This is a genomic window from Mammaliicoccus fleurettii, assembly GCF_002018435.1.
GTDB classification, from domain to species: domain Bacteria; phylum Bacillota; class Bacilli; order Staphylococcales; family Staphylococcaceae; genus Mammaliicoccus; species Mammaliicoccus fleurettii.
The window spans coordinates 1-20900 of the sequence record NZ_MWJM01000013.1 but is presented as its reverse complement, the minus strand read 5'-3'; the positions used below and the strand labels follow the sequence as shown (position 1 = coordinate 20900).

The window sequence follows — 20900 nt, the reverse complement described above, 5'->3', positions numbered from 1 at the left end:
TATGATAGAATAACCTTTATGTGAGTATATCAATAGAGGTGGAAAAATGAAGAAAAAAGCTTTGTGGCCATTATTATTCGGTATAATGGTTGTGCTAGCTGGCTGTGATTATTCTAAACCTGAGAATAGGGATGGATTCTTTTATAATACATTCGTTAAACCAATGGATAGCGTTATTCATTGGCTTGGTGCTAATTTGGATCACAACTATGGTCTAGCTATTATCGTTATTACATTAATTGTTCGTTTTGCGTTATTCCCATTTATGATGAAGACGTATAAAAACCAAAAATTAATGCGTGAAAAAATGAAACTTGCAAAACCTGAAATGACAGCAATTCAAGAAAAAGTTAAACGTGCTCGTACACAAGAAGAAAAAATGGAAGCCAATCAAGAAATGATGGCTTTATACAAAAAGCACGGAATTAATCCAATGAATATGGGTTGTTTACCAATTGTCATTCAAATGCCAATTGTTATGGGTCTGTTCTATGTATTGAAATACCCTACAGAAGGCGGGATTACAGAATATCCTCATTTCTTATGGTTTAATTTAACTCAACCAGATCTTTTCATTACAATTATTGCAGGTATTATATATGCACTACAAGCATTTGTTTCAATGAAATATGCCAATGTTCCTGATGAACAGAAAAACATGATGAGAATGATGATGTTCATTTCTCCAATTATGATTATCTGGATGTCATACATTTCAGCTTCAGCATTAGGTTTATATTGGGCTGTCGGTGGTGCATTCTTAGTAGTTCAAACATGGTTAGGTAACGTGTTCTACAACAATAAAGTTGAAGAAGAAATGAAACCTATTATCGAAGCACATGAAAAAAATCAACAAGAAGCAAACAAAGAAAAGAAACCAGCTAAACTAGTTTCTAACAAAAAGAAAAAGAAATAAATTTAAAAAAAGAGCTTAGGACATAAATATCCTAGGCTCTTTTTTGTATAGAATGGATATTTACAACGATTTTGTAAGTGCGGACGCCTGAGGGAATAGTATGCGCGAGAGACTACAGGCTAGAGCCATACCCTCTGGCAAATGCACGAACAAAATCGTAAGATACTTTTGAGTTAGGATTTATGTCCTTCTCCGTTCTTTGTAACATCCCATTCTTTATAGAATTGTTCTAAGAAGCTCTCCATATACGAATGTCGTTCTTGTGCAATTTCTTTTCCTCTTTCAGTATTCATCATATCTTTCAATAATAATAATTTTTCATAGAAATGGTTAATTGCCGTATTTGGCTCATCATGGTACTGGCTTGAATTTAAAGTATTTAAGTTTCTAGGTTTCTGTGTTGAGATATGCATTGGTTCTTTAAAATGACCTGCATATTGAAATGTTCTCGCTATTCCAATTGCACCAATAGCATCTATTCTATCTGCATCTTGTACAATTTTACCAGCTAAACTTTTTAATTTGCCATTGTTTTTACCACCATTAAAACTCATGAATTTAAGTATATGAACAATTTCGTCTTGAATGTCTGAACTTAATTGCATTTCATTCATCCATTTGTATAATTGTTCCCAAGCTGTAGTAGTATCTTTAAATAATTTTTTATCCACAGAGTCATGTAATAGGCTAGCTAACTCTACAACAAAGGTATCTGCCTTTTCATAGTGTGCAATATCTAATGCGTGAAATCTTACTCTTAAAATATGTTCGAAGTCATGCCCAGTAGTATCTTGTTGATGTAGTTGTCTTACGTATGCTTCAGCATTTAAGATAATCTTTTCTTTATTCATCGTTTTCTCCTTAAAAAAGCAGATAGAAACGGATGTATAATCGATTCTACCTGCATAATTTTTATAATATTGGTGACAGTAGTCTAGCGATACCTTCTTTTAACTTAATCCAAGTACTTCTGTTGTCATATTTTTCTACAGTAAGTAATGATGAATGTTTCATATCGTTTTTATAAGCAAGGCGTGAATTTTTTGCAATTTCATGATCATAAATGAATGCATTTACTTCAAAATTAAGGACAAAACTTCTATTATCCATATTTGCTGTACCAATGCTTACGACTTCATCGTCTATAACTACCATTTTACTGTGTATAAAGCCTTTTTCATAAATATGAACATTTACTCCAGCTTTAACAAGTTCTCCTACATTTGCGTATGTTGCCCAATATACGAAAGGATGATCAGGTTTATTTGGAATCATCACATTTACATCTACTCCAGATAAAGATGCTATTTTAATGGCATCTAAAAATGACAAGTCAGGAATAAAATAAGGTGTTTGAATATAAATATGTTTTTTAGCTTCTGAAATCATTTTTAAATAACCGTATTTAATTTGTTCCCATTCTTCATCAGGACCACTTGAAGCAATCTGAATACCAACTTTTCCACCAGAATCAACATCTGGAAAGTATCTAGATTCGTAAAGCATTTTATCACGAGTAGATTGAGAGTTCCAATCCATCATAAATCTTAATTGCAATGCATTAACTGAGTCGCCTTCAAGTTTTAAATGTGTATCTCTCCAATATCCAAACTTTTTATCTAGGCCAAGGTACTCATCACCAACATTAAATCCACCAACATAACCAATTTTTCCATCGATTACGACAATTTTTCTATGGTTTCGATTATTCATTCTGAAGTTGATTAGAGGTAATTTTGATGGAAAGAAACTAGCAACTTCGCCACCTAGTTCTCTAAACTTTTTAAAGGATGATAAGTTTAACTTACGAGAGCCCATATCATCATATAACATTTTAACTTCTATACCTTCTTGTAATTTCTTTTCAAGTTCTTTTAAGATTTTTTTACCTAAATTATCTTTTTTGAAAATATAATATTGAATATGGATATATTCTTTAGCATTTTTAATGTCTTCAATAAGAGAATCAAACTTATCATGACCATCAGTGAACATTTCAACTTTGTTATCAGTTGTTAAGAATGCTGAATTATTATATAAAAGCATATGAATAAGATGTTTATAGTTGTAAATTTCAGGTTTATCAATTTCGAAATTATTTTCATCTATTGCTTTAATTTGCTCGTTAATAATGTGTTCGAGGCCAATTTTGTCTTCTTCGTCTAAATTGAAGATACTTTTTTTCTGAATTTGTCTTCCAAATAATAGGTAAAGTATAAACCCGAGTATAGGGACGAATAGCAGTACTAATAGCCATGCCCATATTGCGCCAGCTTCTCTTGGCTCTAAAAAGATAATAATAAATCCAAATACGACATTTAAAATAAAAGCCGTAATAAGTAGCACTGATACTACGATGGAGAAATCAAATGAAAAATACGAGAAAAAGTCCATACCAATGCCTCCGTTTCTTTATCTTTAACCTAGTATAATACATTTAAAATAAAATTGAAAAGGTTGTATTTGACCGTCATTAAACATATGCATATAATTAAAAGAATAAGGTAGAAAATTAAATAAAATATATATAAATAGGAGTGTTAACATGAAAGAACAAATTATAAACGTTGAAGGTATGTCATGTGCGCATTGCAAACAAGCAGTAGAAGAATCAGTAGGACAATTAGTCGGTGTTAGTGAAGTCGTTGCAAGTCCAGATGATAATCAAGTAAGAGTAGTTTATCAAGATCCAGCAAGTATAGATAATATTGAAAATGCAATTTTTGATGCAGGTTACGAAGTAGTTTAATAAAATTTTCATAATTATTATAAAAACATAACAATTCAAACGAAAATATAACAATATAGTCCGAATGAACTATAGTCAAATTGATAATTTTAGAGTAGAATGTAGTTAAGGTAACTAAATTGAATAAGAGGTGGTACCCATGAATCAACCTAAGTCAAAGGTAAAGAATGTGGTCAAACTTTTATCATCATTAGGCGTAAACATAACAGAAACTAAGTCACGAATAGAAATAATGCGTAGTTTGCCTAACGTAGCTGCAAACAAACTAAAATAATATAATGGTGAATTTAAAAAAGCATCCTCAGCTGAGGATGCTTTTTTAATGTTTTATTCTGATTCTATATTTTCTTTTGATACTGTATATTTATCTTTTTCGTGATAAAAAATTGATAATAATATACCTACACCCGCCATGAGAGACCATAGAGCAGATCCACCATAACTAATAAATGGAAGTGGTATACCTGTAATTGGTAATAACTGAATCGTCATACCAATATTTTGCACAACGTGGAACAATACATATGATATGTATCCAATTATAAAGACTACATTGAATGGATGGCTCGTTATTGTTGCTAGTCTTATTAAGTGAATAAATAATGCTAAAAAGATAATAAGGACGACCATTGTTCCTAAAAACCCAAATTCTTCACCAATAACTGAAAAAATAAAGTCAGTATGATTTTCAGGTATATAAACTTCTCCGTTATTTAGCCCTTTACCAAATATTTGTCCAGATCCTATAGCTTTTAAAGACTCGGTTAAATGATAACCATCTCCTGAGCTATATGCATATGGGTCTAACCAAGAATTTATTCGTCCCAGTTGGTAAGTCTTTATACCAGATACTTTTTCGATAATACTTGGTTTAAAAATCATAAGCAAAATCAAACTAGATCCAATAGCAAATAAACCGACAAATACCGGTGCTAGAATTCTCCAAGTAACACCTGAAACAATCACGATACCGAGTATAATTGCAATTAATACGAGCGTTGTACCTAAATCATTTTGAAATAGAATTAACGCCATTGGTATTAATGAGGTTAAACCGATTTTCATTAATAAGTTTAAATCTCTAGTCAAAGATTTATTATAAGTAAATCTATTATGTTGATAAATGACATTCGCCAGTGCCATTATTAATATAATTTTCATAAATTCTGATGGTTGTACACTTATTGGTCCAAGTCTATACCAACTTTTTGCACCATTTATGATAGGCGTGAAACTTGATTCTGGTAATATTAACAAACCAACTAAGGATAGGTTTCCAATTATGTAAATAATCCATACATACTTTCGTAAAGTCTTTGGTGAAATAAACATTAAGCCAACTGCTAAAAGAAACCCAAGTACATAGTATAAGATTTGTTTAAGTAGGAAGTTTGTTTCATATTGCCCGCCAGACATTGCTGAATTGATGATTAAACAACTTGTCCCAAATAGTATAAGAATGATTGTAATTAATCGCCAATCAATTCTCTCTAGGAACGATTTATTTAATGTTCGAGTAGAAGTTTCCATTAAAAGACTCCTTTAATTAACGCTAAATTTCATAATTATCATTATAACTTGATTGTACATAAAGTGGTACAATTTTGCTATTCTCAAAATGGTTATTTTTAAAATAGTAATGTTGATAGGTGCATCAAAGGTAGTAAACATGATAAAATATAGGCTAACAATCTACTTGGAGGCGTCTTTATGTCTAAAAAAAATATTTGTATTATATATGGTGGGAAAAGTGCTGAACATGATGTATCGATATTAACAGCACAAAATGTTATTAATTCAGTTGATTTAACTAAATACATTATCGATATTATATACATAACGAATGATGGTGACTGGATTAAAAGTGAACAATCCATTAATGAAAAAATCACTGACATCGATCAATTAAAATTAACATGCGTTGAACTAACACCAATTTCTAAATTACTTGAAGTAAGTAATAATGGTGAAGCATATAGTGCTGTATTTCCACTATTACATGGTCCTAACGGAGAAGATGGTACGATTCAAGGACTATTTGAAGTGCTAGATATACCTTATGTTGGGAATGGAGTTCTTGCAGCTTCAAGTTCAATGGACAAATTAGTAATGAAACATTTATTTGCACATAGAGGGTTACCACAATTACCCTATGTAAGTTTCTTAAAAAGTGAGTATGAAAAGTATGAACATAATATAATTGAATTAATTCAAAATAAACTTGAATATCCAGTTTTTGTAAAGCCTGCTAATTTAGGTTCAAGTGTAGGTATAAGTAAATGTACAAATAAAGAAGAGCTCATTTCTGGTATTGATGAAGCATTTCAATTTGACCGTAAGCTTGTAATTGAACAAGGTGTCGATGCAAGAGAAATAGAGGTCGCTGTATTAGGAAATGATTATCCAGAAACGACTTTACCGGGAGAAGTTATTAAAGATGTACAATTTTATGATTATAAATCAAAATATAAAGATGGTAAGGTACAACTTCAAATTCCAGCTGATATAGATGAAGAAACAGCTACTACATTAAGAAATATGGCTGTAGAAGCATTCAAAGCAACGGATTGTTCTGGTCTAGTGAGAGCAGATTTCTTCTTGACTGAGGATAATACTATTTATATTAATGAAACGAACGCAATGCCAGGATTTACTCAATATAGTATGTATCCTTTATTATGGGAAAATATGAATTTGAGTTATACAGAACTTATAACGAAGTTAATTGAACTTGCTATTGAACGTTACGATAACAAGAAAAATATTAAATACAAAATTGACTGAGGGTAATCATAATGAATATTAAATTACGTAAAATAAAAGAATGGATAGATTGTGAAATTCAAGAAGATTATTTAGATGAAGTTGTACAAGGGACTTGTATTGACTCTAGAAAAATTGAAAAATCAAATTTGTTTATTCCCTTTAAAGGTGAAAATGTTGATGGTCATCGATTTGTTAGTCAAACGTTAGAAAATGGTGCTGGTGCTTCATTTTGGCAAAAAGACATACCTAATCCTCCTAAAGGACCGATTATATTCGTTGAGGATACATTGGTAGCATTACAAGATTTGGCTAAGTCATATTTAAGATATGTTAATCCTAAAGTTGTTGCAATTACAGGATCAAATGGTAAAACAACAACTAAAGATATGGTCGAGTGCGTTCTAAACAAATCTTTTAAAGTAAAGAAAACGCAAGGCAATTACAATAATGAAATAGGATGCCCACTTACAATTTTGGATTTAGATGAAGACACTGAAGTATCTATATTAGAAATGGGTATGAGTGGCTTTGGTGAAATAAGAGAATTAACACTTTTAGCTGAACCAGATGTTGCAATTGTGACAAATATTGGCGAATCTCATATGCAAGATCTTGGATCAAGAGAAGGTATTGCAAAAGCAAAATTTGAAATTACTGAAGGACTTAAAGATGATGGTTTATTTATTTATGATGGAGATGAGCCATTACTTAAATCAATCGTTACTTCAATTAATAATACTAAAGTATCAGTAGGAACAAATGTCGATAATAACGTGATTATACAAACTAACCAATCAACAAGTAATGGCATAAACTTTCAATTGAACAATAGCAATATGGTGTACCACTTAAGCATATTAGGTGAGCATAATGTTAAAAATGCTACGTATGCGATACAAGTTGCAAAACAATTTGGTGTAACCGAAGATATTATTCAAAGTACTTTAGATGATTTAGTTTTGACAGATATGAGAATGCAGCGTATCGAAACAGAAAAATATGGTTTACTAATTAATGATGCTTATAATGCAAGTCCAACAAGTATGAAAGCGGCGATTGATACACTGCACAATATGGAGTCAGATGACAAAATATTAATATTAGCTGATGTTCTAGAATTAGGTGATATGAGTAAAGAAATGCATCAACAAGTTGGCTATTACTTAGAAGGCAAAGATATTCAAACATTAATCACTTATGGAGAAGAAGCGGCTCATATATCCAATATTGCAAGTGAGTATATTCAAAATCATTACCATTTTGATTCTAAAGAAAAAATTACAGACTACTTAAAAGAACATTTAAATGGAGAAAGTGTTACTTTATTTAAAGGATCAAGAGGTATGTCACTAGAAACGATTATCAATTCACTAACATGAAAATAGGTATTTTATTTTTACATGGATATACAGGGGGAAGATACGAATTATTACCTTTGATTGAATACTTAAGTAGTCGATATGAGTTTATACTTGAAGCACCTGAATATCCTGGGCATGGTCTTAATTTATTAATAAAAGATACAAATGAAGATATGTGGTATGAAAGAGCTCAAAAGTCATATGAAATACTTAGAGAGAAATCAGATGTCGTCATCGTTATTGGTTTTTCTATGGGTGGCGTTATTGCAGGACTGCTTGCTAAAATTGAACAACCAGATAAATTGATTTTAATCGCTCCTGCATATGAAAATATTAATATTCAACAATTAGTAAAATCACCTTATCGCTTTATTAATAATATGCGTCATGCTGATTTGAAAATATTAGAGTTTATGTTGTTAAGAATGATTAAAATAAATTATAAATCTTTTCTAGCATTTAAAAAATTACAGCAAAGTGCATTATATATACCAGAACAAATTGATGCTATGACTCTCATTATACACGGAACGATTGATGGGTTAGTTCCAATAGATAAATCTAGAGATCTTGTATCAAGAATTAAAAATGCTAGATTAGTTGAAATTGATAGAGGACCACATGAAATTTGTTTATCAAAAGTGAATTATAAAGTTTTTTATGAAGTTGAAAAATTTATATTTAAAAATAAATAATGATGTAAAACTGTACTAAATCCCTTTTTAGTGCAGTTTTTTTATGTTTTAAACTATGAAAATAAAATGTAAACGACGATTTAACTGCATTGCGCTATTGCTAAAAGGGTGGTAGTATATAGAAGTTGAATAAAAAAGAAGAGAAGAATTAACTATCTAAAAGGAGAATTATTTTGCAAAAATTTAAAGAATTAGGTATTTCTGAAGCTACCTTAAACGCTTTGGACGGAATGGGCTTTACTGAGCCAACACCAATACAAATTGAAAGTATTCCTCATACATTACAAGGTACGGACGTGCTAGGACAAGCACAAACTGGAACAGGAAAAACTGGTGCATTCGGTATCCCATTAATAGATAAAGTAGCAGAAAAACAAGGTGTTCAAGCATTAATACTTGCACCAACACGTGAATTAGCAAACCAAGTAGCGGAGCAATTACGTAGTTTTAGTAAAGGACAAAATGTAAGTGTTGTTACTGTATTTGGTGGTATGCCAATAGACAGACAGATTAAATCACTTAAAAAAGGTCCTCAAATCGTAGTAGGTACACCTGGTCGTGTTATTGACCACTTAAATAGAAAGACGTTAAAAACAGAATCTATTTCAACGTTAATATTAGACGAAGCAGACGAAATGATGAACATGGGCTTTATAGATGATATGAGATTTATAATGTCTAAACTTCCATCTGAAAACCGTCAAACATTACTATTCTCAGCTACAATGCCTAAAGCTATTCAAGAATTAGTTCAAAAATTCATGAAGAGTCCAAAAATCGTTAAAACAATGTCTAACGAATTATCAGATCCTCAAATCGATGAGTACTACACTATCGTAAAAGAATTAGAAAAATTCGAGACATTTACTAATTTATTAGATGTTCAAAATCCAGAATTAGCAATCGTGTTTGGACGTACTAAGCGCCGTGTTGATGAATTAACTAGCGCTTTAATTTCTAAAGGCTATCGTGCTGAAGGATTACATGGTGATATTACACAAGCTAAACGTTTAGAAGTATTGAAGAAATTCAAAAATGACAAAATTGACATTTTAGTTGCAACTGATGTTGCTGCACGTGGTTTGGATATTTCAGGCGTAAGTCATGTTTATAACTTTGATATTCCTCAAGATACTGAAAGCTATACTCACCGTATTGGCCGTACAGGTAGAGCAGGTAAAAAAGGCGCTGCAATAACATTTGTTAATCCAGTTGAAATGGATTATATCCGTCAAATTGAAAAAGCAAATAAACGCCAAATGACTTCTTTACGTCCACCAACACCTGGTGAAGTAATGCAAGCTAAAGAATCAGATGTTAAAGATAAAGTTAAAGGTTGGGTGGAAAGTCCAATCGAAGGACGCATTGAAAAAATAGCTGAAGAGCTAATCAATGTATATGGAGATCAAAAATTAGTTGCTGCATTATTGCAAGAATTAATTACTTCAAATAACGAATCAGATGTTCAATTAACATTTGAAAAACCATTATCTAAAAAATCTGGTCAAAGAGGTAACCGCGGTGGAGGTAATTCTCGTGGTAAATCTAGAACTAGATTTGAAGGTAAAAATAACAAACGTCGTAGTAACGACAAAAACAGTAATTTTGACCGTAATAAAGGTAAAAATACTAAACCAAATAAACCTCGTTCAAAAAAACAATTCTCAGGTAGAACATTCGCTGAGCATTCAAAATAAAATTACGAAAGTGTGTGTAATCTCTAAGGTTACACACACTTTTTTTATGATATAATACACGTAAATTGATCAATAGAGGAGATTATATGTATAAACAAGTACTCGAAAATAAAATGCCTAAACAGTCTATAAAATACGAGTATATTCATCATATTTTTAATGTAATAGCTATACTAATATTGTTAAGTGTATTTTTGTATTTATGGAATAAATTTGAGTGGTGGACATTTCTTATTTATGTAATTCCAACTTTAGCTATTATGATGATTGTAATTGGATTCATTAATCCTATTATTAGATTAAAAAGAACCTCATTTGAAATAGGTGAACAATATATAGAAGTACAGAAAGGTCTGTATTATCAAAAGAGGTCTGTACAACCATATAGAAGAGTCCAATTTGTGAAAATTAAGCATGGGCCAATTTCAAGAATGTTAAATATATATTTTGTAGTTGTTGTAACAGCTGGTAGTTCAGTATTCTTACCAATGGTTAATCGACAAACTGCAGACAAAACGAGGTTAAATATCATGACAAAAGTTAAAGAGGTGACAGATGATGTTTAATCCGCAGAAGTTGCATCCAATCTCATATGTTAGTGGCTTTTTACAAAGTTTAAAAGAAAATATCTTTCCATTAATCATTGCAGTATTTCTAGTTATAACACGCGGCTTTGATAATATTTGGGATCTCACGTTTCCAATAGTTATTTTAGCTTTTTCTTTAATTATTAGTATATTTAAAGGTATTAAAATTTATAAAACCCGTTATTGGATTGAAAAAGATCAATTAATTATGACTTGGGGTGTCTTTTCGAAAAACAGAAAAGAGTTAAATATAGAAAGAATTCAATCAGTTGATACTTCTCAAAATATTGTCCATCAATTGTTAGGAGGCGTTAATTTAAGTGTGAAAACGCCTAGTGATGGTATAGAACTAGATACAATCACAAAAAAGCAAAGTGATGAATTGTCTGAGTATCTGAAAAATCGAAAGAATAAGCTTAAAAATAATGAAACAAATCAAGATGTACAAGTAGAAGAAGATATTGAACATCATGACCACAATATTTCTGAAAGTAGCCGTAAAGAAGAGGCTGTATTTTTCCAGTTATCAGTAAAAGAATTATTGAAAATGAGTTTTACGAGTGGTGGTATTTTAATTGTCTTTGCAGCACTAGGATCATTATCAGGGGTTATTACGCAAGTTATTGATATTGAAGATTATATTAGCCCATTAATAAATCAAGTAATGAACTTAACATTTGTCATCATTTCGATAGTAGTCGTGTTTATTATGATGAGTTATATTATAGGATCGCTTATTGTGTTCATTAAGAACTATAAATATCAATTAACATTTGATGGGGAATTACTAACTGTTAAGTATGGATTGTTAACAGTTCAGAAAAGAACTGTTCCTATCAAAAGAATACAAGCATTACAAGAAGAAGAATCACTTTTCAGACGTGCTATAGGATATACTAAAATTTCTGCTATTATTACTTCAGATGGTCATTTTGAAAATAATGAAGAATCTGATATAGGTACAGTTACAATACTTCCATTTATGAAGAAACAAGAAGCTTATAAATTATTAGAAGAAATTATTCCACAATTTCAATTTCATTCTGTAAATCAAGGGTTGCCTGCTCAAGGTATACGCAGAAGAGTATTTGTTCCGACAGTAATTTTGGCAATAGCTATTATTCCTATACAAATATATTTATGGTCTTATACATGGATAATTGGAGTAGTAATATTTTTAATAATGGTGTTATTTGCAAGTGTTATTACAATGAAGTCAGGTTTCAAAATATACGATGATTCAATTGTGATTTTGAATGCAACTCCATTTCAATATTCAACAATTTGGGCAAATAGAGACAAAGTTTTGACATTTGAATTGCATGAAAATCTTATAATTAAAAGAAAAGATATAGCACATTTCAATATACATTTAGCATATGGAAGTGCCATGATGTCTAAAGGATTAAGGTTTATAAATAAAGAAGATGCATTAAACATCTACAATTGGTACAAATATAAAGGAGGTAATGATCATGCTTCCTAGATATAGAATGGATAAAAAAGGAATGACAGTGGAAAGAATTGGATCATCCATTACAATTTCTTTATTATTAATTATTTTAATAGTTATGTTTGTGATTTTTGAATTGTTGTGGACAGACGTTTCTAAATGGTTTTTGACTATACCTATAGCAATTATTTTTTTCATAAGTATTTATGGCTTAATAATTCAACCTTACTATATGTATAGAAATTTCCGTTACGAAATTAATGATGATGAAATTAACATTAAATCTGGAATATTTATGATAAAAGAAACAACAATTCCGATGGGTAGAATTCAAAATGTCGACTTGTATGAAGGATTTATTATGAGAAAATACAATTTGGCCAATATCACCTTATCTACAGCAGGTGGTAATGAAATGATTCAATATTTAAATAAGGATAAAGCGAATAAAATTAAATATGCTATCCAAAATAGAATTGAAAATGACATTAACCAGTGAGAATGAAGGTGTAAATTATGATTCATGGTGTTGGTATTGATTTAGTTGAAATTAAACGTATTAAAGAATGGTATGATAAACGACCAACAATGGTTAATAAAATTTTAACAGACAATGAACTAGAAATTTTTAATAAAATAAACCTGGATAATAGGAAAGTTGAATTTATTTCTGGCAGATTTGCTGTAAAGGAAGCTTTTACTAAAGCAATGGGTACCGGTATTGGTAAAAAGTACGGCTTTCATTCTATCAACTGTTTACCTGATGAGAATGGGAAACCTGAAATAGCCTGTGATGGTTTTCATGTCCATACGTCTATCACACATACTGAGAAGTATGCTGAGGCAATTGTTATTATCGAAAAAGATAATAATAAGCAAGAATAATATCTATATGATAAAATACACTTATTATAAGAGGAGGTGCCTTGCTGTTGTCCGAAAAATATTATAGGCCAACTTATATCAATGTTGATTTAAAGGCAATACTAGAAAATTATCAAGCTGTAGGTAGATTACATCCAAATAAGAAAATTATGGCAGTCGTTAAAGCAAATGGTTACGGTTTAGGTAGTGTGCCGATTGCATCTTATTTAATGAATGAAGGTGTCGATTTCTTTGCAGTTGCTACTTTAGATGAAGCTATTGAGTTAAGAATGCACGGTATAAAAGCGAAAATATTAGTACTAGGTGTGATTAATACAAAAGATATTAATAAAGCAGTACAACATAGAGTTGCCTTAACTGTTCCAACTGAAGAATGGTTAGATAAAGCAATTGAATCACTCGATGATAACGCTGATAAACCGTTATGGATGCACATAAAAGTAGACACAGGTATGGGCAGAATTGGATTGAGAGATATTGAAAGTTATCAATCTGCTATCAACAAAATAGAACAACATGAACGATTAATATTTGAAGGTGTTTATACACATTTTGCTTCTGCAGATGAGCCAAATGATTTTTCGAAAAATCAATATGACTTATTTGAAGAATTTGTACAATCTTCAAAAACACCAGAATATATTCATTCACAAAATTCAGCAGGTGCTCTTAGGTATGATGCATCTATCTGTACAGCAGTAAGATTTGGCATTTCTTTATATGGTTATTATCCATCTAAATATATTCAAGAAATTTCAAACTTAAAATTAAAACCAGCAGCTCAATTAGTAACTGAAATTGTTCAAACTAAATATCTTGAACCTGGAGATACAGTGAGTTATGGCACTACTTATACTGCTGAAGAACGCATTAAAGTAGCTACACTTCCAATTGGATATGCTGATGGATATTTAAGAAAAATGCAAAATACTTATGTTAATGTAAATGGTGTAAACTGCCCCGTAATTGGTAGAGTATGTATGGATCAAACAATGATTAAAATTCCTGATGACATAAAAATAGGCGATAAAGTTATTTTAATGGATAATCATGTTGATTCAGAACAATCTGCTGAAAGGATTGCTGATGCTTTAGAAACGATTAATTATGAAGTACTTTGTAACTTAAAAAAGAGGTTACCACGTATTTATCATGATGGTGAAAATGAAGAAGTTACAAATGAATTACTGAAATAGCATAGTCAAATAGAGTTACATTTGTTATGATATTAATAACTTAATCAACATAAATTCATACTTAATTTATCTGGAGGTATTTGTTATGACATCTTTAACTCAAAATCGTACTCAAAGTTTAGAACAAACACTGAAAGAAGGATATCGTTCTATGGCTGACTTAAATCTCTCCCTTGCATCTGAAGCTTACTATAGTGAATGTGAAGCTTGTGATTCAAATGAATCGCACTTAGCATCTCAACAAGGTGAATAAATGAGAAGAGGAGATGTATATCTCGCAGATCTTTCACCAGTTACTGGTTCTGAACAAGGGGGAACAAGACCAGTCGTAATTATCCAGAATGATACGGGTAACAGATATAGTCCGACTGTCATTGTAGCAGCAATTACTGGTAAGATAAATAAAGCTAAAATACCTACACATGTAGAAATTGAAGCAGCGAAATATAAACTAGATAGAGATTCAGTTATTTTGCTTGAACAAATCAGAACTATTGATAAGAAACGATTAAAAGAAAAACTAACATATTTATCTGATGCAAAGATGAAAGAGGTTGATACAGCTATAGCCATCAGCCTCAACCTTACTTTGCAACAAAGATTTGATGCATTAGGTAATACATAATGAATTTAAAACATTCTCCGCTTTAGGATTAGCCTAAAGCTTTTTTAGTCTATTTGAAACGAGGTGACTTTGTGTCAGAACAGAAGAAGCAACAGTATCAAAAATTATTAGTCGATTATGTTAAGACTAGTAATGATGAAATTTTATCCGCTTGTCAAACTTATTCGACAGAAGCTATTGAAGATAATGTTTCACCAGAAGAAATTGTACAACTACATATTGAGATCATAGAAAAAGAACAAAGTTTAAGTAAGTCACAAATCATGAGTTCATTTGATGTTCTTTTAGAAGTAATGATAGGCTATGGTTTTACATATCGTGACTATAAAAAATTATTAAATAAAATAAAAATACATGACAAAGAAATGGAAGTTGCTTCAAGTTTGCAACAAACTATGCTTAAACCACAAATACCTCAATTTGATAGTATACAAATAGGGGCTATTTCTGTGCCTGCACAAAAAGTAAGTGGAGATTATTTTAATTTAATTGATCATAACGATGGTACGATGAGCTTTGCTGTAGCAGATGTAATAGGTAAAGGTATTCCTGCAGCATTAGCTATGAGTATGATTAAATTTGGAATGGATTCTTATGGACATTCTCAACTTCCGAGTGATGGACTTAAACGTTTAAACCGTGTTGTGGAAAAGAACGTCAATCAAAACATGTTTGTAACGATGTTCTATGGTCTATATGAAGAAATAAATAATATGCTCTATTATAGTTCAGCAGGTCATGAACCAGGTTATATATATAGAAGTCAAACTGGTGAATTTGAAGAAATGACAGAACGTGGTATCGTACTTGGTGTTCATAAACATACTAGATATAAACAAAGTGAAATAAAAATAGAACTACAAGATATGATTATCGTATTTACTGATGGTGTAACAGAGTTGAGAAATCAACAAAATGAGTTTGTTAAAACAAATGATTTACTTAAAATGATCAATGAGTATAAACAACTTCATCCACAAGATATAGTGCAAATTCTATATGAAGAACTCGTTAAACTTCAAAATCCTAATAAGAGAGATGATTTAACGATATTAATTGTAAAGCGTGTTAAATAATGCAAGATTAAAAAATATTTAATCGGGTAAACATAAATGATGAAAGTCTAATATATTTAGGGGTGTATCAAGGAATGAATCTTAACATTGAAACTACTGAGCATGAAAACTACTATGAAATAAAGGTTGGCGGAGAACTAGATGTTTATACTGCGCCTGAACTACAAGAAGTTTTACAACCAATTAGACAAAAAGGAACACACGATATACATGTTAACTTGGAAAACGTAAGTTATATGGATTCTACTGGCTTAGGTTTATTTGTTGGCACATTAAAATCACTCAATGAACACGATAAGTCACTATATGTGCTTGGTGTATCAGAAAGAATTGAGAGATTATTTGATATTACGGGTCTTAAAGAATTAATGCATGTCAACAAAGGAACGGAGGTATAAGATGATGACATCTAACTATGATTATATAGAGATGAGATTTCCTGCTGCTCCAGAATACGTAGGTTTGGTCAGATTAACTTTGTCAGGCGTATTCAATCGAGCTGGCGCTTCATACGAAGATATTGAAGATTCAAAAATCGCTGTATCTGAAGCAGTAACAAATGCTGTTAAACACGCGTATAGTGATAAAGTTGAAGGTGAAATACTAATAGGATATCTTGTGTTCGAAGATAAAATAGAAATCATTGTATCTGATTCAGGAAAAAGCTTTAATTATGAAGAAGCTAAAAAAGTACTTGGACCTTATCAAGAAAGCGATAATATTAATTTCTTGAGACAAGGTGGTTTAGGACTATTTCTTATTGAATCATTGATGGACGAAGTAAGCGTTCAAAAAGATGCTGGTGTTACAATAAGTATGACAAAGTATTTATCTAAAGAGCAGGTGCAAACAAATGACGGAAGAGTCCAAAGCTTATAAAGACGTTTCTCCAAAAGATATTAACGCGTGGATTGCTGATTACCAAGAAAACGATAATAGTGAAGCGCAAGAAAAACTTGTGTTACATTATCAAAAATTAGTAGAGTCTCTAGCATATAAATATTCTAAAGGACAAGCTCACCATGAAGATTTAGTGCAAGTTGGTATGGTAGGCTTATTAGGAGCTATTAAAAGGTTTGATGTATCTTTCGAGAGAAAGTTTGAAGCTTTTTTAGTACCAACAGTAATTGGTGAAATCAAAAGGTATTTAAGAGATAAAACATGGAGTGTACATGTGCCGAGGCGTATTAAAGAAATCGGTCCTAAAATAAAAAAAGCTAATGAAGAACTGACGAATGAATTAGGAAGATCACCTAAAATCATAGAAATTGCTAATAGGATAGAAGTAACAGAAGAAGATGTATTAGAAGCAATGGAAATGGGACAAAGCTATAACGCGTTAAGTGTTGACCATTCAATTGAAGCGGATAAAGACGGTTCGACTGTTACTTTATTAGATATAATGGGCGAATCTGAAGATGGTTATGACTTAACAGAAAAAAGGATGATATTAGAAAAAATCCTTCCAATCTTAACCGAAAGAGAAAGAGAAATTATCCAATACACCTTTATTACGGGCTTGAGTCAAAAAGAAACTGGTGAAAAAATCGGTCTCAGCCAGATGCACGTTTCTAGACTACAAAGAACAGCAATAAAAAAATTAAAAGAAGCAGCAATGAAATAGGAGAGCACCTTAATCGATATAACGCGATTTAAGGTGTTCTTTTTTATTTATTAAAAGGCTGTGAAAGAAGACTTACACAAGATAAAGCATTTATTAGATTTATGTTAAAATAGAATATAATCATTTTTAGGAGGCAATTATGAATCAAGAATTAATAGACATTATAAAAAATAATCATCCCTTTACAGAAAAACAAATTAAAACTGTACTTGAATTGCTAGAAGATAAAAATACAGTGCCTTTTATTGCAAGATATAGAAAAGAGTTAACTGGTGGATTAGATGAAGTAGAAATCAAACTTATTGAAAATGAATATACTTATGCAGTTAACTTACATAAAAGAAAAGAAGAAGTTATTCGATTAATAGATGAGCAAGGTTTACTTACTGATGATTTGAAAAATGACATCCTTAATCAAACTAAGTTACAAAGAATTGAAGACTTATATCGCCCATTTAAGAAAAAGAAAAAAACAAGGGCAACAGAAGCTAAACGTAAAGGTCTTGAACCATTAGCGAATTGGATAATTGAAGGTAACTCAGAAGAACTTTTATCAAATGTAGCATCTAAATATTTAACTGAGGAAGTTGAAACTACTGAAGATGCTATAAAAGGTGCGCAAGATATTATTGCTGAAATCATATCAGATGAACCTAAATATCGAAAATATATTTTAAATAATATCGAGAAACAAGGTAAACTGGTTACTGAAAAGAAAAAGAAAGCTGAAGATGAAAAAAATGTCTTTGAAATGTATTATGCATACGAAGAACCACTAAAAAAAATAGTGCCTCATAGAGTGTTAGCTATAAATCGTGGTGAATCTGAAGGTGTTTTAAAAGTAGCTTTTGAAATTGATCATGAAACATTAAAAAGATATTTAGTATCTCAATACATTAAAAATAATCATAAACACGTTGAAATTATTACTGAAGCAATTGAAGATAGTTTGAAAAGATTAATCCTTCCATCAATTGAAAGAGAAATTAGAAGCGAACTAACTCAAAAAGCTGAAAATCATGCAATCGAGATTTTCTCAGAGAATTTAAAAAACCTATTATTACAAGCTCCGTTAAAAGGTAAGAAAATATTAGGTCTAGATCCAGCATATAGAACAGGATGTAAATTAGCAGTAATAAATGAATATGGTTCATTTGTTGATAAAAATGTTATTTATCCTCATCCACCAGTTTCAAAAATGGAACAAGGTGAAAAAGTATTTGTCGAATTGATCAATAAACACAATATAGAACTTGTAGCAATCGGAAACGGAACTGCTAGTAGAGAATCAGAACAATTCGTAGCTGAAATGATAAAAAAACATCAACTAGCTTGTCAGTTTGTTATTGTTAATGAAGCTGGGGCTTCTGTATATTCGGCGTCAGATATTGCAAGAGCTGAATTTCCAGATTTTAAAGTAGAAGAAAGAAGTGCGGTTTCAATAGGTAGACGGGTACAGGATCCTTTAAGTGAGCTAGTAAAAATTGATCCTAAATCAATCGGTGTAGGTCAATATCAACATGATGTTAATCAAAAATCATTAAGTGAGACTTTAAAATTCGTTGTAGAAACTGCAGTGAACCAAGTAGGAGTTGATGTTAATACAGCCTCTCCATCATTGCTAAGTTATGTTTCAGGCTTAAGTAACACTGTTGCAAATAATATTATAAAATTTAGAGAAGAAAAAGGTGCAATCTCACATCATTCTGAAATTGCTAAAGTTCCGAGATTAGGAAACAAGACATTTGAACAAAGTATTGGTTTCTTAAGAATATTAGATGGAACAGAACCACTCGATAAAACAGCTATTCACCCAGAAAGTTATAATGCTGCTTATCAATTAATAAACCATGTTGGTCTAAGCAAAGAAGATATTGGAACAGACGCATTAAAAGATGAATTAAGTAAAATAGATTTAAATCAGACAAGTGAAACGCTTAATATTGGTATTCCAACATTAGAAGATATAATTGCGTCACTTATAGCACCTTTAAGAGATCCAAGAGATGAATTTGAAACACCAATATTAAAATCAGACGTACTTTCTATGGAAGACTTGAAACCAAACATGGCATTAAGTGGAACAGTTAGAAATGTTGTAGACTTTGGTGCTTTTGTAGATATCGGCGTAAAGCAAGATGGTTTAGTTCATATTTCTAAATTATCTAAAGGTTATGTTAAACACCCAATGAATATAGTGAGTGTTGGTGATATTGTGGATGTATGGGTACTAGATGTTAATCAAGAAAGACAAAAAGTTTCATTAACTATGATTGATCCTAATGGACGATAATAAATTACAGGAACTAGTATCAAACATCTCATTAGAATCCTTTAATAAACCTTTTGATCATAAAGCCACTTTTAATAAAAGACTTAGAACAACTGGAGGACGTTATTTACTTAATAGTCATAATATCGAAATCAATCCAGAACAATATGAATTTTATGGTATAAAGGCTTTGAAAGACATCATTAAACATGAACTTTGTCATTACCATTTACATATAGAAGGTAAAGGCTATAAACATAGAGATGATGATTTTAGGGAATTGAGCAAAGATGTTGGAGCTCCTAGATTTTGTAAAGCAGTTAAAAGTTATGATGAAAGAGCCAATTATTTATATAAATGTTCGAATTGTAAATTAGAGTTTAAGCGTATTAGAAAGGTCAACACAGTAAAATACAGGTGTGGACGCTGTGGTGGAAAGTTAAGAAAAATGTCATAAATAATAATAAGGAAAGTACTACACTAATAATTTGAGGTGTAGTACTTTTTTTGTAAAAAAGTGAAGAAAAGTTATTGACGAAATGGATGAAACGTCGTATGATAATAAACGTTGCTTAAACAAAACGAAACAAAGTTTTAAGAGTTTGTAAGCAATGTAAAATTACATTAAAAAGTTGAGTGTTTGTATTGACTTTGTAAACTCAACGTAATATAATTAATGACAGTCACTTGAACAACATATTGATTTAAGAACTGCAAACCATGCGCGGTCGTGGCGGAATGGCAGACGCGCTAGGTTGAGGGCCTAGTGGGAGTAATCCCGTGGAGGTTCAAATCCTCTCGGCCGCACCATTCATCAATTTAATAATATAACTAAGCGGGTGTAGTTTAGTGGTAAAACCTCAGCCTTCCAAGCTGATGTTGTCGGTTCGATTCCGATCACCCGCTCCAGATTTTTTATAAAATGAACATTGAAAACTGAATGACAATATGTCAACGTTAATTCCAATAATTGAGTACTTATAGTACTTCAAAGAGTG

Annotated in this window: 23 protein-coding genes and 2 tRNA genes; 22 read left to right on the top strand and 3 right to left on the bottom strand. The window is 31.1% G+C overall.

The genetic code is table 11. The annotated features are described in order from the left end of the window. The first annotated feature begins 46 nt into the window (after positions 1–46). Positions 47–916: a membrane protein insertase YidC gene (yidC, locus tag B2G86_RS10190; protein ID WP_078357996.1), complete on the top strand. Its 870-nt coding sequence runs from the start codon at positions 47–49 to the stop codon at positions 914–916. Positions 917–1089: 173 nt separating this feature from the next. On the opposite strand, the gene B2G86_RS10185 is transcribed toward yidC, so the two are convergent. Beyond that, positions 1090–1767 (bottom strand): HD domain-containing protein, encoded by a 678-nt coding sequence (locus tag B2G86_RS10185; RefSeq protein ID WP_078357995.1) that lies wholly within the window; start codon positions 1765–1767, stop codon positions 1090–1092. Positions 1768–1828: 61 nt separating this feature from the next. After that, a complete protein-coding gene (cls, locus tag B2G86_RS10180; protein ID WP_078357994.1) occupies positions 1829–3310 on the bottom strand; it encodes a cardiolipin synthase in 1482 nt (493 codons plus the stop codon). A gap of 151 nt (positions 3311–3461) precedes the next feature. On the opposite strand from cls, the gene B2G86_RS10175 reads away from it, so the two are divergent. Further along, on the top strand, positions 3462–3665 hold the full coding sequence (locus B2G86_RS10175; protein ID WP_078357993.1) for a copper ion binding protein: 204 nt from the start codon (positions 3462–3464) through the stop codon (positions 3663–3665). A gap of 139 nt (positions 3666–3804) precedes the next feature. Then, complete coding sequence (locus B2G86_RS13525) at positions 3805–3939, top strand: Lmo0850 family protein (protein WP_237687731.1); 135 nt, start codon at positions 3805–3807, stop codon at positions 3937–3939. Positions 3940–3992: 53 nt separating this feature from the next. Here the strand turns inward: B2G86_RS13525 and B2G86_RS10170 are convergent, their stop codons facing one another. Further along, positions 3993–5195, bottom strand: a complete 1203-nt coding sequence (locus B2G86_RS10170; RefSeq protein WP_078357992.1) for an FtsW/RodA/SpoVE family cell cycle protein — start codon at positions 5193–5195, stop codon at positions 3993–3995. 180 nt (positions 5196–5375) lie between these two features. Here B2G86_RS10170 and B2G86_RS10165 point away from each other — a divergent pair, with 180 nt between their 5' ends. The 19 genes from B2G86_RS10165 (at position 5376) to B2G86_RS10075 (ending at position 20811) form a co-directional block, all read left to right on the top strand. Further along, positions 5376–6449: a D-alanine--D-alanine ligase gene (locus tag B2G86_RS10165; protein WP_078357991.1), complete on the top strand. Its 1074-nt coding sequence runs from the start codon at positions 5376–5378 to the stop codon at positions 6447–6449. Between the two features lie 8 nt (positions 6450–6457). After that, complete coding sequence (locus B2G86_RS10160) at positions 6458–7810, top strand: UDP-N-acetylmuramoyl-tripeptide--D-alanyl-D-alanine ligase (protein WP_078357990.1); 1353 nt, start codon at positions 6458–6460, stop codon at positions 7808–7810. After that, entirely contained in the window at positions 7807–8487 is a 681-nt protein-coding gene (locus tag B2G86_RS10155) for an alpha/beta hydrolase (RefSeq protein WP_078357989.1), read from the top strand. Before B2G86_RS10160 ends, B2G86_RS10155 begins: the two co-directional genes overlap by 4 nt. Positions 8488–8660: 173 nt before the next feature. After that, entirely contained in the window at positions 8661–10184 is a 1524-nt protein-coding gene (cshA, locus tag B2G86_RS10150) for a degradosome RNA helicase CshA (protein ID WP_078357988.1), read from the top strand. Positions 10185–10270: 86 nt separating this feature from the next. After that, positions 10271–10750 carry a PH domain-containing protein gene (locus B2G86_RS10145; protein WP_078357987.1) on the top strand — a complete coding sequence of 160 codons (480 nt, stop codon included), beginning with the start codon at positions 10271–10273 and terminating at the stop codon, positions 10748–10750. Then, positions 10740–12257 carry a PH domain-containing protein gene (locus B2G86_RS10140; protein ID WP_078357986.1) on the top strand — a complete coding sequence of 506 codons (1518 nt, stop codon included), beginning with the start codon at positions 10740–10742 and terminating at the stop codon, positions 12255–12257. The genes B2G86_RS10145 and B2G86_RS10140 overlap by 11 nt, the downstream gene beginning before the upstream one ends. Further along, positions 12247–12723 carry a PH domain-containing protein gene (locus B2G86_RS10135; protein WP_078357985.1) on the top strand — a complete coding sequence of 159 codons (477 nt, stop codon included), beginning with the start codon at positions 12247–12249 and terminating at the stop codon, positions 12721–12723. Before B2G86_RS10140 ends, B2G86_RS10135 begins: the two co-directional genes overlap by 11 nt. A gap of 17 nt (positions 12724–12740) precedes the next feature. After that, positions 12741–13109, top strand: coding sequence for a holo-ACP synthase (acpS, locus tag B2G86_RS10130; protein ID WP_078357984.1), 369 nt, complete (start codon positions 12741–12743; stop codon positions 13107–13109). A 47-nt stretch (positions 13110–13156) separates the two neighbouring features. Further along, positions 13157–14305, top strand: a complete 1149-nt coding sequence (alr, locus tag B2G86_RS10125) for an alanine racemase (RefSeq protein WP_078357983.1) — start codon at positions 13157–13159, stop codon at positions 14303–14305. A gap of 85 nt (positions 14306–14390) precedes the next feature. Continuing rightward, positions 14391–14558, top strand: coding sequence for a type II toxin-antitoxin system antitoxin MazE (mazE, locus tag B2G86_RS10120; RefSeq protein ID WP_048540868.1), 168 nt, complete (start codon positions 14391–14393; stop codon positions 14556–14558). Further along, a complete protein-coding gene (locus tag B2G86_RS10115) occupies positions 14559–14930 on the top strand; it encodes a type II toxin-antitoxin system PemK/MazF family toxin (RefSeq protein WP_078357982.1) in 372 nt (123 codons plus the stop codon). Positions 14931–15001: 71 nt separating this feature from the next. Beyond that, a complete protein-coding gene (locus tag B2G86_RS10110; protein ID WP_078357981.1) occupies positions 15002–16006 on the top strand; it encodes a SpoIIE family protein phosphatase in 1005 nt (334 codons plus the stop codon). Positions 16007–16080: 74 nt separating this feature from the next. Then, on the top strand, positions 16081–16404 hold the full coding sequence (locus tag B2G86_RS10105; RefSeq protein WP_078357980.1) for an anti-sigma factor antagonist: 324 nt from the start codon (positions 16081–16083) through the stop codon (positions 16402–16404). A 4-nt stretch (positions 16405–16408) separates the two neighbouring features. After that, positions 16409–16885 carry an anti-sigma B factor RsbW gene (rsbW, locus tag B2G86_RS10100; protein ID WP_078358053.1) on the top strand — a complete coding sequence of 159 codons (477 nt, stop codon included), beginning with the start codon at positions 16409–16411 and terminating at the stop codon, positions 16883–16885. Continuing rightward, on the top strand, positions 16860–17630 hold the full coding sequence (gene sigB, locus B2G86_RS10095; RefSeq protein WP_078357979.1) for an RNA polymerase sigma factor SigB: 771 nt from the start codon (positions 16860–16862) through the stop codon (positions 17628–17630). Before rsbW ends, sigB begins: the two co-directional genes overlap by 26 nt. Positions 17631–17769: 139 nt before the next feature. Beyond that, on the top strand, positions 17770–19923 hold the full coding sequence (locus B2G86_RS10090; protein ID WP_078357978.1) for a Tex family protein: 2154 nt from the start codon (positions 17770–17772) through the stop codon (positions 19921–19923). Further along, positions 19913–20359 carry a SprT family protein gene (locus B2G86_RS10085; RefSeq protein WP_078357977.1) on the top strand — a complete coding sequence of 149 codons (447 nt, stop codon included), beginning with the start codon at positions 19913–19915 and terminating at the stop codon, positions 20357–20359. Before B2G86_RS10090 ends, B2G86_RS10085 begins: the two co-directional genes overlap by 11 nt. 267 nt (positions 20360–20626) lie before the next feature. Further along, positions 20627–20712, top strand: a tRNA-Leu gene (locus B2G86_RS10080). A 25-nt stretch (positions 20713–20737) separates the two neighbouring features. Then, positions 20738–20811, top strand: a tRNA-Gly gene (locus tag B2G86_RS10075). Positions 20812–20900: the final 89 nt, after the last annotated feature.

Excerpts from the sequence above, each read along its gene's own strand:
- B2G86_RS13525 (WP_237687731.1), top strand. The coding sequence starts at position 3,805 with ATGAATCAACCTAAGTCAAAGGTAAAGAATGTGGTCAAACTTTTATCA.
- B2G86_RS10115 (WP_078357982.1), top strand. The coding sequence starts at position 14,559 with ATGAGAAGAGGAGATGTATATCTCGCAGATCTTTCACCAGTTACTGGT.
- B2G86_RS10140 (WP_078357986.1), top strand. The coding sequence starts at position 10,740 with ATGATGTTTAATCCGCAGAAGTTGCATCCAATCTCATATGTTAGTGGC.
- B2G86_RS10085 (WP_078357977.1), top strand. The coding sequence starts at position 19,913 with ATGGACGATAATAAATTACAGGAACTAGTATCAAACATCTCATTAGAA.
- rsbW (WP_078358053.1), top strand. The coding sequence starts at position 16,409 with ATGACATCTAACTATGATTATATAGAGATGAGATTTCCTGCTGCTCCA.
- mazE (WP_048540868.1), top strand. The coding sequence starts at position 14,391 with ATGACATCTTTAACTCAAAATCGTACTCAAAGTTTAGAACAAACACTG.
- B2G86_RS10165 (WP_078357991.1), top strand. The coding sequence starts at position 5,376 with ATGTCTAAAAAAAATATTTGTATTATATATGGTGGGAAAAGTGCTGAA.
- B2G86_RS10090 (WP_078357978.1), top strand. The coding sequence starts at position 17,770 with ATGAATCAAGAATTAATAGACATTATAAAAAATAATCATCCCTTTACA.
- B2G86_RS10185 (WP_078357995.1), bottom strand. The coding sequence starts at position 1,767 with ATGAATAAAGAAAAGATTATCTTAAATGCTGAAGCATACGTAAGACAA.
- yidC (WP_078357996.1), top strand. The coding sequence starts at position 47 with ATGAAGAAAAAAGCTTTGTGGCCATTATTATTCGGTATAATGGTTGTG.
- B2G86_RS10105 (WP_078357980.1), top strand. The coding sequence starts at position 16,081 with ATGAATCTTAACATTGAAACTACTGAGCATGAAAACTACTATGAAATA.
- B2G86_RS10175 (WP_078357993.1), top strand. The coding sequence starts at position 3,462 with ATGAAAGAACAAATTATAAACGTTGAAGGTATGTCATGTGCGCATTGC.
- sigB (WP_078357979.1), top strand. The coding sequence starts at position 16,860 with ATGACGGAAGAGTCCAAAGCTTATAAAGACGTTTCTCCAAAAGATATT.
- B2G86_RS10155 (WP_078357989.1), top strand. The coding sequence starts at position 7,807 with ATGAAAATAGGTATTTTATTTTTACATGGATATACAGGGGGAAGATAC.
- B2G86_RS10170 (WP_078357992.1), bottom strand. The coding sequence starts at position 5,195 with ATGGAAACTTCTACTCGAACATTAAATAAATCGTTCCTAGAGAGAATT.
- B2G86_RS10135 (WP_078357985.1), top strand. The coding sequence starts at position 12,247 with ATGCTTCCTAGATATAGAATGGATAAAAAAGGAATGACAGTGGAAAGA.
- cls (WP_078357994.1), bottom strand. The coding sequence starts at position 3,310 with ATGGACTTTTTCTCGTATTTTTCATTTGATTTCTCCATCGTAGTATCA.
- acpS (WP_078357984.1), top strand. The coding sequence starts at position 12,741 with ATGATTCATGGTGTTGGTATTGATTTAGTTGAAATTAAACGTATTAAA.
- B2G86_RS10145 (WP_078357987.1), top strand. The coding sequence starts at position 10,271 with ATGTATAAACAAGTACTCGAAAATAAAATGCCTAAACAGTCTATAAAA.